Source organism: Actinomyces radicidentis (assembly GCF_001553565.1).
GTDB lineage: Bacteria > Actinomycetota > Actinomycetes > Actinomycetales > Actinomycetaceae > Actinomyces > Actinomyces radicidentis.
Genome location: NZ_CP014228.1, coordinates 2,309,385 through 2,325,476 on the forward strand (window position 1 = coordinate 2,309,385; position 16,092 = coordinate 2,325,476).

Genomic DNA, 16,092 nt, shown 5'->3' on the forward strand with positions numbered 1-16,092 from the left:
ACTAGCCTCGCCACGATCCCGGCAGCGTGAGGAAGGAGCCGGTATGAGACCGACGCTCGCCGCCGCCTCGGTGCTGTGCGCCGTCGCAGGGACCGCGCTCGCGGCCGGCGTCGGGCTTCGCGTCATCGAGCACCGCGCCGCGACCTGGTACCTGCCGCGGGGCGGCGGCCAGGATCCGGCCGGCGCCTCCTCGACGAGCAGCTCCCGCGCCGTCCTCGTCCTCGGCCACGCCGACACCGGCACCACGGCGGGGGAGCAGAACCTCGCGCGGACGCGAGCCGCCCTCGCCGTCGCGCGGCCGGCCGACGTCCTCGTCGTCTCCGGCGGCGGCGTCGCCGGTCCCGTCCCCGAGGCCCGCCTCCTCGCCGACGCCGCCCGCGACCTCGGTTGGAGGGGCGTGGTCCGCGTCGAGGAGGCCTCGCGCTCCACCTGGGAGAACGTCGCCAACTGCGCGCCGCTGCTCGAGGGTGCAGGGCGGATCGTCGTCGTCTCCGAGCCGGTGCACGCCGCCAAGGCCCGCCGCTTCCTCGCCCTCCAACGCCCCGACCTGGCCGACCGGCTCGCCGCGGCGACGACGTCAGATGGTGCGGATCCGCTTCCGGGTGCGGGGACGTGGGGCGTCCTCATGGGGCTCGTCGACCTCTGGCTCTCGGAGCACGTCGACGGCTGGGCGCAGGACTCCGCCCAGGGCCTCGCCGGTGTGCGCCGTCTCCTCGCGTCCCGCGACTGAGCAGCCGCGGCAGGGCACTGACGACGGGGCGCCCGCACCCGGGCCGGGCTGCCCGCCCCCAGCGCCGGCTGCGCCCCGGGGCTCAGCCGCGCAGACCCGCCACGAAGACGCCGAGCCGCTCCAGTCCCTCGGCGAGCTCCTCGCGGCCCGCCGCGTAGGACAGCCGCACGTGCGTCTCACCGGTCGACGGCCCGAAGTCCCGTCCCGGGGTCAGCGCCACGTGAGCCTCCTCCAGCGCCCGCTCGCAGAAGGTCCAGGCGTCCAGGCCCGTGCCCGAGACGTCGAAGTAGGCGTAGAAGGCACCGTCGGGCAGCACCGGTACCGGCAGCCCGATCCGCTCGAGCCCCTCCAGGACGATGCCGCGGCGAACGAGCAGCTCCTCGCGCCGCTCCTCGCACGCGGCCAGGGCCTCGGGCGTGAAGCAGGACAGGGCCGCCACCTGGGTCGGCGTCGAGGCGCACAGGAAGAAGTTCACCGCGAGGTTGTCGGCCGCCTCGAGCAGGGCCTCGGGCAGGATGAGCCAGCCGAGCCGCCAGCCCGTCATCCCGAAGTACTTCGAGAAGGACGACACGATGATCGCCTCCGGGTCGGCCTCGAGGGCCGTGCGCGCCGGCGAGCCATCGGGCGCCGGGTCCGCGAGCGACAGGTAGATCTCGTCGACGATGCGCCACGCCCCGCGCTCCCGGGCGCTCTCGCAGATCGCGGCCAGCTCCTCGAAGGGGATCGTCGTGCCCGTCGGGTTCGACGGCGTCGCGAGCTGGACGGCGACCGTCCGCTCCGTCCACGCCGCCTCCATCGTGGCGCGGTCGAGCTGGTAGTGCGTGGCCGGCGTCGTCGGGGCGAGGACGACGTCGCCGCCGAAGGCGCTCACGAGCTCGCGGTTGCACGGGTAGCAGGGGTCCGCCATGACGACGTCGTCACCGGCCTCGGTGGTGAGCGCCGTCGCGAGGAGCAGGCCCGCCGACGCGCCCGCCGTGATGAGGACGCGGCGCGGGTCCACCTCGACCCCGTGGCGCTCCCGGTACAGGCCCGACACCGCCTCGCGCAGCGCCGGCAGCCCGGCCGCCGGCGTGTAGGGGAGCGGTCGGCCGTCCATGGCCTCGCGCATCGCCTCGTGGACGCCCGGGGGAGCGCCGAAGGAGGGCTCGCCGAGGCTGAGCTTGGCGACGTGCCCGCCCGCCGCCTCGATCTCGCGGGCCCGGGCCCCGATGCTCATGGCGTGGAAGGGCTGGGCGTCGAGCGCCCGCTGCGCGATCTTCATGGCTGGCTCCCCTCGTGGCGGCGCCGCCGCGGGAGCGCGGACCGGCGCGGGGCCAGGCTAGGCGGGCGACGGCGGCGCCGCCGGGGCGTCCGGTGAGCGGCCCGCGCTGAGGTAGTGTCACGGCGTCGGAGCGGCCTCATCGCCGCCTCCGAGCCCCCGTAGCTCAGCGGTTAGAGCAGCGAGCTTATACCTCGTCCGTGCCTGATAAGCACATGGTCCTGGGTTCGAATCCCAGCGGGGGTACCGGGCCCCAGGTCTCCTGGGAGCACCCAGCCCCCAGGTCTCCTGGGAGCACCCAGCCCCCAGGTCTCCTGGGAGCACCCAGCCCCCAGCTCTCTGGGAGCACCCAGCCCCCGGACCATCCGGGAGCACCCAGCCCCCGTGGTGGAATCGGTAGACACAGCGGCCTTAAAAGCTGATGCCCTCGGGCGTACGGGTTCGAGTCCCGTCGGGGGCACCCGTCACGCCTCGAGCAGCAAGAGGCCGACGCCGCCCGATACCCTGCCCGCATGACTGACGCGACCACCACGCCGAGCAACGCGGGCACCGCGGGCGGCACCGAGCCCCTCACCGTCGGCGACGTCGTCGACGTCCTCCGCGAGGCAGCCCCGCCCGAGCTCGCCGAGGACTGGGACTCGAACACCCTCATCTGCGGCGACCCGGCCGACCCCGTCCGCACCGTCCTGCTCGCCATGGACCCCCTCACCGCCGTCGTCGACGAGGCCATCGAGCGCGGCGTCGACATGGTCATCACCCACCACCCCCTGTTCCTGCGCGGCACCGACCACGTCGGCGCCGTCGACCCCAAGGGCCGCAGCGTCCACCGCCTCATCCGCGCCGGCATCGCGCTGGCCAACGCCCACACCACCTGGGACTCCGCCCTCGGGGGCAACGCCGACGCCCTCGCCGAGCTCCTCGGCCTCACCGCCACGGTCCCCCTCGAGCCCTCCGACGCCGACCCCGCTCTCGGCATCGGCCGCGTCGGCATCCTTCCCGAGCCGACGACGCTGCGCGCCCTCGCCGAGCACGTCGCCCGCGCCCTGCCCGACACCGCCCCCGGGCTCCTCGTCGGCGGCGACCCCGAGGCCGCGGTCGAGCGCGTCGCCGTCTCCGGAGGGGCCGGGGACTCGCTCCTCGTCGCCGCCCGCGACGCCGGCGCCGACGTCTTCCTCACCGCCGACCTGCGCCACCACCCCGCCTCCGACCACCTCGAGGGCGGCCGCCCCTACCTCCTGTGCGGCACCCACTGGGCCACCGAGTGGGTCGGCCTGCCGCCGCTCGCCCGCCGTCTCGAGCAGGGCGCCGCGCAGCGGGGACGTACACTGGCCGCGCACGTCTCGACGGTCGTCACCGACCCCTGGACGCTGCGCCTGAGCACCGGCTCCTGAGCCCACCCCACGACGGCGCCCCGGCCGCCGGGCCCGGGCACCGCACAGAACTCGATACCCCGGCCAGCGAAGGACACCCGCAGTGACGAGCGCACCCCTTGCCCAGCAGCGTCTGCTCATCGACCTCCAGCAGCTCGACTCCCGGCTCGCCCGGCTCGCCCACGAGCGCAAGAACCTCCCCGTCCTCGCCCGCATCGAGGCCACCATCGAGCGCCTGCGCACCAACAAGCGCGAGGCCGTCGTCGCCGCCGGCGCTCTCGCGGACGCCAAGGCCGCCGCCACCAAGAGCGAGGACGAGGTCGGCCAGGTGACCCGCCGCGCCGAGGTCCTGCGCGAGCGCCTGTCCTCCGGCGCCGCCGGCGCCCGCGACCTCACTGCCATCCAGGGCGAGATCGACCAGCTCGGCCGCCGCCAGTCCGTCCTCGAGGACGAGCAGCTCGCCGCCATCGAGGCCCTCGAGGCCGCCCAGGCGGAGGTCGACCGCCTCACCGCCGAGGAGGCTGAGATCCGCGCTGCCGGCCGCGAGCTCACCGCTGAGCGCGACTCCGAGTTCGCCCGCATCGACGCCGAGAGCGCCCAGACCGCCAAGGCCCGCGCGGACCTCGCCGCCACGATCAACGACGACCTCCTCGCCGACTACGACGCCGTGCGCGAGGCCACCGGCGGCATCGGCGCCGCCGCCCTCTACGGACGCCGCCTCGAGGGCGCCGCCATCGAGATCAGCCCCCAGGAGCACGCCCGCATCGCCGCCGCCCCGGCCGACGCCGTCATCCACGCCGAGGAGGGCGACGTCATCCTCGTCCGCATGGAGGCCTGACGACGACAGGCACCCTCGGGGACGGCCCGAGCCAGTCCCCGCCCGTCCCGCGCCACCCCGTCGGCGCGGCGCGCAGCCCACGACGCCCTCGAGCACCGCCCAGGTGCTCGAGGGCGTCGCCGTTGGAGCGCCAGGACGGGCGGAGCGCCCGGATCAGGCGAGGCGGAGGACGAGGTCCCGGCGGCCCGCCCGGTCGGCCGGCCGCAGCTCGACGGCGCCGACGGCGTCGAGCCCCGCGGCGAGCTCCGCGACGTCCTCGAGGCCGCGCAGCGACCTCGGCGCCCGAGCCCGACGGTCGACGATCGCGCCGGTGAGCAGCCCTCGCGTGTGCTTCGCCCAGTGGGAGACGCTCGTGAGCGAGCCGTCGGGCGCCTCCTGGACCACCTGGACGCGGGCGAGCGCCACGCCGTCGGCGGCGGCTGGCTGCCAGGCGGGGGAGTAGGAGCCGGAGCGGCAGTCGACGACGACGCCGTCGGCCGTCTCGGCGAGGCCGCTGAGGACCGGCGCGAGGGACGGCTTCCAGAAGGACGTGAGGCGCCCCGCGCCGGGCAGCGTCACCCCCATCGACAGGCGGTGGTCCGGGACGGCGTCGGTGGCCCGCAGCGCGCCCCACAGGCCCGAGAGGATGACAACTTCCTCGGTCAGGACCCGCTTGGCGGCCCTCCTGCGCGCGAGCGCGTGGAGACCGGCCGCCTCGTAGAGGACGCCGGTGTACAGGGCGTGGGCCGGCGCGGCGGGCGCCGTCCGCAGCGTGGTGTTGAGCGTCGCCTCCTCGGCGCTGCGCGGCCCGAGCCCCAGGACGCGGGCCGCCTCGGGGCCCGCGCCGAGCGCCGTCAGGTCCTCGATGAGCCGCTCGCGCGGACCGGTGAGAGCGGGCGCCCCGAGGAGGGAGTCGAGGTGGAGCGGGTCGCCGCGCCGCGGCGCTGTCTTGCCCTCGGAGGGCGGCAGGAGGAGGAGCACGACCGCATCGTAGGGGAGCCGCCGCGCCCCTCCGCACGGCTCCCAGCCGCGGTCGTCGGACCGGGGCGGTCTGTGCCCGGCGCCTCAGGCGGTGGGCTCCCGCCCGGCACGGCGGGGCGCGGTGCCCGGGGTAGAGTGCTCCGCGCGGACGAGCCGACCGGGCGGCCGCGGTACCTCGGGGATCCCTGAGGATCGAGGAACGTCCGGGCTCCACAGAGCAGGGCGGTGGCTAACGGCCACCCGGGGCGACCCGCGGGACAGTGCCACAGAGAACAGACAGCCGACCGGTTCGCCGGCCGGTGATGGTGAAACGGTGGGGTAAGAGCCCACCAGCGCCGCAGGTGACTGCGACGGCTCGGCAAACCCCGCCCGGAGCAAGACCGCACAGCAGGCGCCCGAGGGCTGCTCGCCCGAGCCTGCGGGTAGGTCGCGTGAGACCGCCGGCGACGGCGGTCCAAGATGGATGGTCGCCACCGCCGGACCGGCAACGGACGGCGGCAACAGAACCCGGCGTACAGGTCGGCTCGTCCGCCCCACCACTCCGTCCGCCCCACGGGGCCGGGCACGACGCGGCGGGCGCCCACCTCATCGGTGGACGCCCGCCGCGTCGTCGCCAGTCGGCCCACCGGGCCGACGGCCGAGACCGCCGGTCACTTGGCGGCCATGTACATCTCCTGGTCGTAGTTCGACAGGCCGGAGACCGCGAAGACACCGGACTTCTCGTCGGACTTCGGGATGACGTAGGTGAAGTACCCGGTCACCGTGCCGCCGTCACGGGGCATGTCCTGGTCGTTGAACTCGTCGTCGAGGAGGTACGTGTCGGAGCTCGCCTCGACGGTGTTGCCCTTGTTGACGTAGTCGATCGTGATGTCGTACGGGTTCATCTGGCCCTTGCCGTGGTACGTCACGGTGACGGGGACGCGCATGTAGACCTTGTCCGAGCCGGGGTCCTTGAAGCCCTCGGAGTACTTGTTGTCGTCGTAGACCTTCTTGATCGCGTCCGTGGTGTCCCACTCGACGGCGCCGAACTGGATCTCGACGCTGGCGTCGGGGTCGCTGGCGTACTCGTTCGCCTGGATCTTGATCGTCTGCGTCGTCGGGTCGGCCGGGTTGTCCATGGACATGCCCTGCTCGTCCGAGGAGCTCGACGAGGAGTCGGAGGAACCGGAGTGCGAGGAGCCGGAGCCGGTCGTCGGGTCAGCGGCGGCGGCCGTGCCGACGCCGGAGCCCTTGGAGTCGTCGGAGGAGTCGCCGCCGCCGGCGAGCGCGGCGATGATCCCGATGAGGATGAGGAGGGCGACCAGGCCGATGATGAGCCAGAACCACCACTGCTTCGTCACGGGCTTCTTGCCGCCGTTGCCGGAGCCGCCGTTGACGTCGATCGGCTGCCAGCCGCTCTGCTGCTGCGGGACGCCGGCGCCGGCCTGGCCCTGGTTGTGGTAGGGCGTCGGGGACTGCGCGTAGCTCATGTTCGCGGCGTAGGGGCTGGCCGAGGCGGCGGAGGAGGCCACCGGGGCCGAGCCGGACTGCGGGCCCGCGTACTGGTTCCCGGCGGCGTAGTCGCCCGAGGGCGCCGAGGCCGACTGGCCGGTCGGGCTGGCGACGGGGGCGGACTGGCCGGTCGGGATCGCCTGGGTCGGGGCCCAGGCGGCGTCGTTGGCGGAGCCGGCGACGGGGGCGGACGCGGCCGAGGCGGAGTCGTCGACCCACAGCTCCCAGCCCTCGGGGGCGGGGCCCCAGGCCGGGTCCGGCTGCCATCCGGCCGGAGGGACGAAGCCCTCCGGCGGAGCGGGCCAGTTCGGGGGCGGGTTGAAGCGCAGAGCCATGGGAGATCCTCCGGGACGTGTCGTGCTGGGGTCGCATGAAGGGGGCTGCGGGACGAAGGCCTCATCACCGCGTCGACCTGTGTCCGAATGTACACGGCGAACAGCGCGGAACCGCCGCCGTTACCGAGGTGCGGCCTGGGGAGCGCTCCCCAGGACCCGCCCGGAGACAGCGGCGGTCGGTCCCGTCCGAGGCGCGCGGGGGCGGGCTTCCGACGCGTCGGTTCAGGGCAGGGTGAGGATGTCCGCCCCGTCCTCGGTGACGACCGTCGTGTGCTCGAACTGCGCGGTGCGCGAGCGGTCCTTCGTGACGACCGTCCAGTCGTCGTCCCACTGCTCCCAGTCCTCAGTGCCCAGCGTGAGCATCGGCTCGATGGTGAAGACCATGCCCACCTCCATGACGGTGTCGTACATGGGCGCGGCGTCGTAGTGCGGGACGATGAGGCCCGAGTGGAAGGCCTCGCCGACGCCGTGGCCCGTGTAGTCGCGCACGACGCCGTACTCGAAGCGCTTGGCGTACTTCTCGATGACGCGGCCGATCACGTTGATCTCGCGGCCCGGGCGGACGGCCTTGATGCCGCGCTCCATGGCCAGGCGGGTGCGCTCGATGAGGAGGGCGGACTCCTCGTCGATCTCGCCGACGCCGTAGGTGGCGTTCGTGTCCCCGTGGACGCCGTTCTTGTAGGCGGTCACGTCGAGGTTGATGATGTCGCCCTCGTTGAGGACGGTGGAGTCCGGGATGCCGTGGCAGATGACCTCGTTGATCGAGGTGCAGATCGACTTCGTGAAGCCCATGTAGCCGAGCGTCGAGGGATAGGCGCCGTGGTCGCACATGTACTCGTGGGCGATCCGGTCCAGCTCGTCGGTCGTGACGCCGGGGGCGATCGCCTTGGCGGCCTCGGCCATGGCGCGCGCGGCGATCCGGCCGGACTCGCGGATGCGCTCGATGGTCTCCGCGTCCTTGACGTCCGAGGCGGTCACGACCTCCGGGCCGTCGTGGAACATGTACTCGGGGCGGGCGATGGAGTCGGGAACGTGGCGCATCGGGCCCACGACGCCCTTCGTGAGGGTGCCCCGGGGCGCGCGGTCGGCGAGTGAGGAGGAGTTCGTCATGCCCTCAGCATAGGAGGGGCGGCCGGAGGGATCAGTCGGGCCCGGGACCGCCCGGCGCGGGCGCACCGGCCGACACGGCACCGCGCCGCCCCGCGGGGGCCTGCCCCCGGACCGGCCCGCTCCGCATAGCATGCGGGCCATGGCCAAGATCCACCTCGTGCGCCACGGCCGCACGGTCCTCAACGAGCAGCGACGCACCCAGGGCTCGGCGGACTCGCCGCTCACCCCCGAGGGACGCGCGGGCGCCCGAGCCGCCCGCGACCACATGGCGTCCTGGCCGCTCACCCGCGCCTACCTCAGCCCACAGGGCCGAGTCCAGCAGACCGCCTCGATCCTCCTCGACGGCCACCCGGACGTCACCCCCGTCTACCTCGAGGGCCTGCGCGAGTACGACTACGGCGTCTACGACGGCGGCCCCGACGAGGAGATGATCGCCGCGCTGCCCACGGAGCAGCTCCTCCCGCCCGTCATCGCCGGCACCCACCCGGGCGCCCCCGGCGGCATCGCCGCGGCCGACTACCTCGCCGACATCGACGGCGCCCTCGCCCGCATCCTCGCCGACCTGCGCGACGCGATCGAGGCCGGCGGCGCCGACGAGGAGGAGGTCCTCGTCGTCTCCCACGGCATGACCATCATGACGATCATGAGCCGCTGGACCGACTTCTCCGTCTACGGCATGGCCCCCATGGCCAACTGCTCCGTCACCACCGTCGAGGTCGACCCGACCGTCCCCGGCGGCGACCCGCGCATCGTCAGCTGGGCCGTCGACCCCGGTGGCCAGGGCATCACGTGGGAGACCAAGGACATCACGAGCGCCTTCGACGGCGTCACCGCCGTCCCGATCAACTGGTCCGTCCTGGCGCAGGACGGCGCGCCCTACGCCACCGACTACCCCATCGACCCCGACGAGGTCGCGGACGCCGTCGCCGACGCCGCCCAGGACGCCGAGCCGCAGGACGGCCCCGGGAGCGCACGGGCGTGACGCTCCTGCACGCGCTCGTCGGCTTCGCGCTCGTCGTCGGGGTCCTCACCCTCGTCCCCGGCATCGACACGGCGCTCGTCCTGCGCAGCGCCCTCACGCGTTCGCGCGGCAACGCGCTCGCCACCGTTCTCGGCGTCTCCACGGGCATCGTCGTGTGGGGCGCCGCCGCCGGCGTCGGAGCCACGGCCGTCCTGGCTGCCTCGCGCACCGCGTACCGGCTCCTCACCCTCGCCGGCGCCCTCTACCTCATGGGCATGGGCGCCACGATGCTCTGGCGCTCGTGGCCGGGGCGCGCCCAGGCGGCTGAGCCGGAGCGGGCCGGCGGGACCTCGCACGACGCCGTCGTGGAGGCCGGGGCGCTCGCGGCCGAGGGCGCGCCGGCGGACTCCGCGTGGCGCGGCTGGTGGACCGGGGCCCTCACCAACCTCCTCAACCCCAAGGTCTGCGTCTTCTTCCTCGCCACCATCCCGCAGTTCATGGTGACCGGCGTGCCCCCGCTCGCCATGGGCGTCCTCCTCGCCCTCGTCCACGCCGCCCTGTGCACCGCGTGGCTCGGGCTCATCGCCCTCGGGGCGGGCTGGGCCGGTCCCCGGCCGGGCTCGAGCGCCGTCGTGCGCTGGACCGACCGCGTCACGGGCGGCGTGCTCCTCGCCTTCGGCGGGCGCCTCGCGCTCCAGGCCCGCGCCTGACCGGGGCGCGGGCGCCGCGACCGGCGCAGTCCGTCGCACCGTCGTCGGTCACCGCGCCGGCGGCGACTCAGCGGAGGACCTGAGCGGCAGCGTCGTCGTCCCGGGGACGACGACGCGAGCCGTCACTTCTCGAACCAGTGCTCCTCGGCCGGGAAGCTGCCCTCGCGCACGGCCCGCCCGTAGTCCTCGGCGGCCTCCTGGAGCAGGCGCCCGACCTCGGCGAAGCGGCGGGCGAAGCGCGGCGCCCAGTCCGTCATCCCGGCCATGTCCGACCACACGAGCACCTGCCCGTCGCAGCGGGCCCCGGCGCCGATGCCGATGGTCGGGACCGGGCACACCTCGGTGACGCGGGCGGCGAGGGGCTCGGGCACCATCTCGAGCACGATCGCGACGGCGCCCGCCTCCGCCAGCGCCAGCGCGTCGGCGACGAGCGTCTCGGCGCCCTCCTCGTCCCGGCCCTGGACCCGGAAGCCGCCGAGCGCGTTGACCGACTGCGGCGTGAAGCCGAGGTGCCCGACGACGGGGATCCCCGCCTCCGCGAGCGCCCGGACCGTCGCGACCCGCGGGCGGCCGCCCTCGAGCTTGACGGCGTTGGCGCCCACCCGCACGAGCCGGACGGCGGAGGTGAGGGCCTGCTCGGGGCCGGCCTCGTAGGTGCCGAAGGGCAGGTCCGCGACGACGAGGGCGCGGGTGGTCGCCGAGGCGACGGAGCGGGTCGCCACGACCATCTCGTCGAGGGCGACGGGCAGCGTCGAGTCGTAGCCCAGGGCGACGTTCCCGATGGAGTCGCCCACGAGCAGCATGTCCGTCCCGGCGGCGTCGAGGATCCGGGCGGTCAGGGCGTCGTAGGCGGTGAGCATGACGAGGCGCTCACCGGACGCCTTCGCCTGCGCGAGGCGCGTGACCCGCATCGGTCGACGGGAGGCCGCAGACGGGGCGGGCCGGGCCGACTGGGCGGACGGCGTCGACGCGCCGTCGGACGCGGTGGCAGGGGAGGAGGACGAGGGGCCGTAGGGCGTCTCGGATCGCGACATGGGAGCAGCGTATGCGGCGGAGCCCGGCGCTGCGCAACGCGCCGGACACGTGTGGGCGGCATGATGCGCCTCGTGTACCCGCGCGCCCGCGCGGGCGATCCGCTCACGCGGTGAAGGGAGAGAGCATGGACAAGCAGCAGGAGTACGTCCTCCGGGCCATCGAGGAGCGGGACATCCGCTTCATCCGGCTGTGGTTCACGGACGTGCTCGGGCAGCTCAAGTCCGTCGCCATCGCACCCGCCGAGGTCGAGGGCGCCTTCGAGGAGGGCATCGGCTTCGACGGCTCCGCCATCGAGGGCCTCACCCGCGTCTACGAGTCGGACATGATCCTCTCGCCGGACCCCTCCACCTTCCAGATGCTGCCGTGGCGTGACTCCTCCAACGGCGTCGCCCGCATGTTCTGCGACGTCCTCACACCCGACGGCGAGCCTGCGCGCACGGACCCCCGCGCCGTCCTCGAGCGCCAGATCGCGCGCGTCGCCGACGCCGGCTTCACCTGCTACGTCCACCCCGAGATCGAGTTCTACCTCGTCAACAAGACGGAGGACGGTCGCATCGTCCCCACGGACACCGCCGGCTACTTCGACCACGTCCCCGGCGGCACCGCCCACGAGTTCCGCCGCCGCGCCATCCTCATGCTCGAGCAGATGGGGATCTCCGTCGAGTTCTCCCACCACGAGGGCGGCCCCGGCCAGAACGAGATCGACCTGCGCTTCGCCGACGCCCTGTCCATGGCGGACAACGTCCAGACCTTCCGCGCCGTCGTCGAGGAGGTGGCCCTCCAGGAGGGATGCATCGCCACCTTCATGCCGAAGCCCTTCGTGGGCAAGCCCGGGTCCGGCATGCACACGCACTTCTCCCTCTTCGAGGGGGACCGCAACGCCCTCTTCGACCCGACCGGCGAGTACCAGCTCTCCCAGACCGGCCGCTCCTTCATCGCGGGCATCCTGCGCCACTCGCGCGAGATCTCCGCGATCACGAGCCAGTACGTCAACTCCTACAAGCGCCTCTGGGGCGGGGACGAGGCGCCGAGCTACGTGTGCTGGGGCCACAACAACCGCTCCGCGCTCGTGCGCGTCCCGCTGCACAAGCCGGGCAAGGCGCAGTCCGCCCGGGTCGAGTACCGCGGCATCGACGCCTCGGCGAACCCCTACCTCGCCTACGCCGTCATCCTGGCGGCCGGTCTCAAGGGCATCGAGGAGGGCTACGAGCTCCCGCCCGAGGCCGAGGACGACGTCTGGGCCCTCACCGAGCAGGAGCGCAAGGCCCTCGACATCGCGGCGCTGCCCTCCTCCCTCAAGCGCGCCGTCGCCGCCATGGACGAGTCCGACCTCGTGGCGGAGACCCTCGGCGAGGACGCCTTCGAGTTCTTCGTGCGCAACAAGCGGCGCGAGTACGAGGCCTACGACGCCCAGGTCACCGACTTCGAGCTCGACCAGTTCTTCCCCCGCTCCTGATGCGCACAGGGGAGCGCGGCTCCCCGAGACGGCGGCCCGGCTCCGGGCCGCGGGCCGGTGAGCAGCCACCGGCCCGGCCCACGACGAGGCGAGCAGGAGGACGGCGATGGCGGAGCGCAGCGGGGCGACGGGACCGGTCCTGGGAGGGCCGCGGCGCGAGACGCCCCGCGCCCGCCTCATCCGCGCCGGCTTCGACGAGCTGAGCCGGGCCGCCGGCTGCCTCACCGACCCGGCGCTCACGGCCCTCCTGCCCGACGCGCCGGGCACCGCCCCGGCCGGGGAGGACCCCACGGACCCGACGTCGCCCGGAGGGCCCCTGGGACGCAGCGGACTGTCCTCCCTCGTCCTCGGCCCCGCCCAGGAGGCGCTCGTCACCGAGGTCGGGCGGACCGCTGACCCCGATCTCGCCCTCCTCGCCCTCGTTCGCCTCGCCGAAGCCTGCGCCGGCTGCGAGGCCGAGGCCCTGCTGCGCCGTCTTCTCGAGGGGCTCGTCGCGCTCCCCACCCACGACGGGCCCGGTGCGGAGGCCGACGCCGGTACCCCTCGCGCCGCGGAGGCCTCCGACACCGCCGAGCACCGCGCCCGGCTCCTCGCCGTCCTCGGCTCCTCCAGCGCGCTGGGCGACTTCCTCGTCGCCCACCCCCGCCACCTCGCGGCCCTCGCTCCCGACCAGGCCTTCCGCGCCCCCGACCGACCGAGCGCCCTCGAGACCCTCACCGGCGCCGTCCGCGACGCGCTCGCCGGGACCGGCACGGGGCAGGACGCGGGCGCCGACGCCGGAGCCGACGGCCCCGTGCCTGAGGAGCGCGTCACCGCCGCCACCTCCGCCATGCGCGTCGCCTACCGCGACCGCCTCCTCGCCATCGTCGCGGACGACCTGCGCGCTGAGGAGCCGGTCGCGCACCTCCCCGTCGTCGGGCAGGACATGGCCGAGCTCGCCGACGCCTCCCTCGAGTCCGCTCTCCTCATCGCCCGCGCCGCCGTCGGCCCCGAGGCCGAGGACGTCGCCCTCACCGTCATCGCCATGGGCAAGACGGGCGCCCGCGAGCTCAACTACATCTCTGACGTCGACGTCGTCCACGTCGTCGGCCCCGCCGGGGACCCGACCGCCGCCCCTGAGGACGAGGCAGCCCTCGTCGCGACCGGGACGGCCATCGCCACCGAGCTCGCTCGCGCCACCTCCGCCACCGGCGAGGAGCCGCCGCTGTGGCCGCTGGACACCGCCCTTCGCCCGGAGGGCAAGGACGGCGCCCTCGTGCGCACCCTCGCCTCCCACGTCGCCTACTACGAGCGCTGGGCCTCCTCCTGGGAGTTCCAGGCCCTCCTCAAGGCCCGCGCCGCCGCCGGCGACGCCGAGCTCGGGGCCGCCTACGAGGCCTCCGTCGCGCCCTTCATCTGGGCGGCCTCGGGCCGCGAGAACTTCGTCGACGACGCCCGCGCCATGCGCCGCCGCGTCGAGCGCGAGTCCGAGCGCAAGGGCCAGGAGGACATGCGCATCAAGCTCGGCCCCGGCGGCCTGCGGGACGTCGAGTTCACCGTCCAGCTCCTCCAGCTCGTCCACGGCCGCGCGGACGAGTCCCTCCACGTGCGCCCCACCCTCGGGGCGCTCGACGCCCTGTCCGCCGGCGGCTACGTCTCCCGCGCCGACGCCGCCGCCCTCGGCGACTGCTACAAGGCCCTGCGCCTCCTCGAGCACCGCTCCCAGCTCCACCGCCTGCGCCGCACCCACGAGCTGCCCGCACGTCCCGAGGACCTGCGCCGCATCGGCCGCGGCATTGAGCGGCGCTCCCTCGCCGACCCCGAGGCGCTCCTCACCGTCTTCCGCGCCCTGCGCCGCCAGGTCCGCGCCCTCCACGAGGCCATCTACTACCGGCCCCTGCTCTCTGTCGCGGCGGGCCTGTCCGACGCCGAGATGTCGCTGAGCCCACGCGCCGCGCGCGAGCGCCTCACCGCCATCGGCTACCTCGACCCCGATGGGGCCCTGCGCCACATCCAGGCCCTCACCGAGGGCGTCACCCGCCGCGCCGCTATCCAGCGCCAGCTCCTCCCCGTCATCATCGGCTGGATCGGAGAGGGCCCGGACCCCGACCAGGGCCTCCTCGCCTTCCGGCTGCTCTCGGAGTCCATCGGCTCCTCCCACTGGTACCTCGCGCTCCTGCGCGACTCGCCGGCCGCCGCCCGCCGCCTGTGCCAGGTCCTCTCCGGCGCCCGGTGGACCACCGAGCGCCTGGCCGAGCGGCCCGAGTCCATCGCCTGGCTCGACGACGCCGACGACCTCGCGCCGCGGCCCGACGGCGCCCTCGCCGAGGAGGTCCGCTCCACCCTGCGCCGACGCTCCTTCACCGCGTCCGACGCCGCGGGCCTGGAGAAGCAGGCCGCCGAGGCCGTCCGCGCCCTCATGGGCGTGCGCACCCGCGAGCTCGTCCGCGCTGCCCTCGCCGACTCCCTCGACGGCGTCGACCCCGCCCGCGCCGCCCACGTGCTCACGGACGCCACCGACGCCGTCCTCGCCGGCGTCCTGTCGGTGGCCACCGGTCTCACGGTCGCCCTGCGCGACGGCGCCGACGCCGTGTCCGGGGGACCGGCCCAGGACGGCACCTGGCCCGCGGCCCTCGCCGAGCACGCCGTCATCGCCATGGGACGCCTCGGCGGGCGCGAGATCACCTACGCCTCCGACGCCGACGTCCTCTTCGTCCACGAGGCCCGCTCCGGCGTTGACGAGGAGACCGCCGCCACCGAGGCCGACGCCGTCGCCCGCTGGACCGTCCGCCTCATGGCCGGCGCCCGGCCGCACCCCCTCGAGGTCGACGCCGACCTGCGCCCCGAGGGCCGCCAGGGCCCGATGAGCCGGTCGCTGAGCTCCTACGCCGAGTACTACCAGCGCTGGGCCTCCGTGTGGGAGCGGCAGGCCCTCCTGCGCGCCCGCGCCTGCGCCGGCTCGGCCGCCCTCGGCACCCGCTTCGAGGAGCTCGTCGCGCCCCTGCGCTGGTCCGAGGACGGGCTCGACGCGGCGGGCCTGCGAGAGATCCGCCGCCTCAAGGCCCGGATGGAGGCCGAGCGCCTCCCTCGCGGCACCAACCCCTCGCGCCACCTCAAGCTCGGTCCCGGCGGGCTCTCCGACGTCGAGTGGACCGCTCAGGTCCTCCAGCTCGCCCACGCCGCCGAGGAGCCCGGCCTGCGCACCACCTCGACGACGGAGGCCCTCGCGGCCGCCGTCGACGCCGGCCTCCTCGCCGTCGACGAGGGCGAGGACCTCATCGGTGCGTGGCGCCTCGCCTCACGGGTCCGCGCCGCCAACGTCATCGGCACCGGGCGCGACGCCGGCGCCAAGGTCGACGTCCTGCCCTCCGACACGCGCGACCTGCGCCTCGTCGGGCGCCTCCTCGGGCAGGAGCCCGGGCACGAGCGCGAGGTCGTCGAGGACTACCGCCGCTCAGCCCGCCACGCGCGCACGGTCGTCGAGCGGGTCGTCTTCGGAGACGCCCTCCACGACGAGGACGACGCCGCCGCAGCCCGTGCCCGCGGGGACCAGCGCGCAGCGCCCGGGGAGCGCCGTGGGGCGCCCTCGGGCCGCACCGACGGCGCGCGAGGTTCCGCGACCCGGACCTCACCCTCCACCGGGACCGCGACGTCCGCGCCCGGACGCCCCGAGCAGCCCCGGACCGACGGCGCGCAGAGCGGCGCGCCGCGCCCCGAGCGCGCCGCGGGCGCCCGGCGGCCCACTAGGGCCGAGCAGCGCCGCGGTCCGCGGCGCGGAGGGGGGACCGGCCCCTTCCCCTGGTCCTGAGCGCCCGCCCGCTGAGGGGACGGAGTCCACGCGGTGACGGTCCTCCCTGGC

12 protein-coding genes, 2 tRNA genes and 1 other RNA gene are annotated in these 16,092 nt (G+C 75.0%); 10 read left to right on the forward strand and 5 right to left on the reverse strand.

The features are described from left to right. The first annotated feature begins 43 nt into the window (after window positions 1-43). On the forward strand, window positions 44-730 hold the full coding sequence (locus AXF14_RS09875) for a YdcF family protein (RefSeq protein WP_067942897.1): 687 nt from the start codon (window positions 44-46) through the stop codon (window positions 728-730). Window positions 731-812: 82 nt separating this feature from the next. On the opposite strand, the gene AXF14_RS09880 is transcribed toward AXF14_RS09875, so the two are convergent. After that, a complete protein-coding gene (locus AXF14_RS09880; protein ID WP_067942899.1) occupies window positions 813-1,991 on the reverse strand; it encodes an aminotransferase class I/II-fold pyridoxal phosphate-dependent enzyme in 1,179 nt (392 codons plus the stop codon). A 152-nt stretch (window positions 1,992-2,143) separates the two neighbouring features. On the opposite strand from AXF14_RS09880, the gene AXF14_RS09885 reads away from it, so the two are divergent. The 4 genes from AXF14_RS09885 (at window position 2,144) to AXF14_RS09900 (ending at window position 4,196) form a co-directional block, all read left to right on the forward strand. Then, window positions 2,144-2,234: transfer RNA gene (locus AXF14_RS09885), tRNA-Ile, on the forward strand. A 132-nt stretch (window positions 2,235-2,366) separates the two neighbouring features. Then, a tRNA-Leu gene (locus AXF14_RS09890) sits at window positions 2,367-2,448 on the forward strand. Window positions 2,449-2,500: 52 nt separating this feature from the next. Further along, window positions 2,501-3,379 carry a Nif3-like dinuclear metal center hexameric protein gene (locus AXF14_RS09895; protein WP_067942901.1) on the forward strand — a complete coding sequence of 293 codons (879 nt, stop codon included), beginning with the start codon at window positions 2,501-2,503 and terminating at the stop codon, window positions 3,377-3,379. A gap of 82 nt (window positions 3,380-3,461) precedes the next feature. Continuing rightward, window positions 3,462-4,196, forward strand: coding sequence for a zinc ribbon domain-containing protein (locus AXF14_RS09900; protein WP_067942903.1), 735 nt, complete (start codon window positions 3,462-3,464; stop codon window positions 4,194-4,196). A 153-nt stretch (window positions 4,197-4,349) separates the two neighbouring features. Here AXF14_RS09900 and AXF14_RS09905 read toward each other — a convergent pair whose 3' ends face one another. Continuing rightward, window positions 4,350-5,156 (reverse strand): YaaA family protein, encoded by an 807-nt coding sequence (locus AXF14_RS09905; RefSeq protein ID WP_067942904.1) that lies wholly within the window; start codon window positions 5,154-5,156, stop codon window positions 4,350-4,352. 149 nt (window positions 5,157-5,305) lie between these two features. On the opposite strand from AXF14_RS09905, the gene rnpB reads away from it, so the two are divergent. After that, window positions 5,306-5,687: RNase P RNA component class A (gene rnpB, locus AXF14_RS09910), an RNA gene on the forward strand. A gap of 119 nt (window positions 5,688-5,806) precedes the next feature. Here rnpB and AXF14_RS09915 read toward each other — a convergent pair. Both AXF14_RS09915 and map read right to left on the reverse strand, forming a co-directional pair. Continuing rightward, window positions 5,807-6,982, reverse strand: coding sequence for a hypothetical protein (locus AXF14_RS09915; RefSeq protein WP_067942906.1), 1,176 nt, complete (start codon window positions 6,980-6,982; stop codon window positions 5,807-5,809). A 222-nt stretch (window positions 6,983-7,204) separates the two neighbouring features. Next, complete coding sequence (gene map / locus AXF14_RS09920) at window positions 7,205-8,092, reverse strand: type I methionyl aminopeptidase (RefSeq protein ID WP_067942908.1); 888 nt, start codon at window positions 8,090-8,092, stop codon at window positions 7,205-7,207. A 139-nt stretch (window positions 8,093-8,231) separates the two neighbouring features. Here map and AXF14_RS09925 point away from each other — a divergent pair, with 139 nt between their 5' ends. Together AXF14_RS09925 and AXF14_RS09930 are read left to right on the forward strand one after the other, a co-directional pair. After that, window positions 8,232-9,074 carry a histidine phosphatase family protein gene (locus AXF14_RS09925; protein ID WP_084355500.1) on the forward strand — a complete coding sequence of 281 codons (843 nt, stop codon included), beginning with the start codon at window positions 8,232-8,234 and terminating at the stop codon, window positions 9,072-9,074. Beyond that, window positions 9,071-9,763 (forward strand): LysE family translocator, encoded by a 693-nt coding sequence (locus AXF14_RS09930; protein ID WP_067942912.1) that lies wholly within the window; start codon window positions 9,071-9,073, stop codon window positions 9,761-9,763. Before AXF14_RS09925 ends, AXF14_RS09930 begins: the two co-directional genes overlap by 4 nt. 122 nt (window positions 9,764-9,885) lie before the next feature. Here AXF14_RS09930 and panB read toward each other — a convergent pair whose 3' ends face one another. After that, entirely contained in the window at window positions 9,886-10,674 is a 789-nt protein-coding gene (gene panB, locus AXF14_RS09935; RefSeq protein WP_067942914.1) for a 3-methyl-2-oxobutanoate hydroxymethyltransferase, read from the reverse strand. A 248-nt stretch (window positions 10,675-10,922) separates the two neighbouring features. On the opposite strand from panB, the gene AXF14_RS09940 reads away from it, so the two are divergent. After that, window positions 10,923-12,254, forward strand: coding sequence for a glutamine synthetase family protein (locus AXF14_RS09940; protein ID WP_067942916.1), 1,332 nt, complete (start codon window positions 10,923-10,925; stop codon window positions 12,252-12,254). 106 nt (window positions 12,255-12,360) lie between these two features. Beyond that, window positions 12,361-16,041: a bifunctional [glutamine synthetase] adenylyltransferase/[glutamine synthetase]-adenylyl-L-tyrosine phosphorylase gene (locus tag AXF14_RS09945; protein WP_067942919.1), complete on the forward strand. Its 3,681-nt coding sequence runs from the start codon at window positions 12,361-12,363 to the stop codon at window positions 16,039-16,041. The last annotated feature ends 51 nt before the right edge of the window (window positions 16,042-16,092 follow it).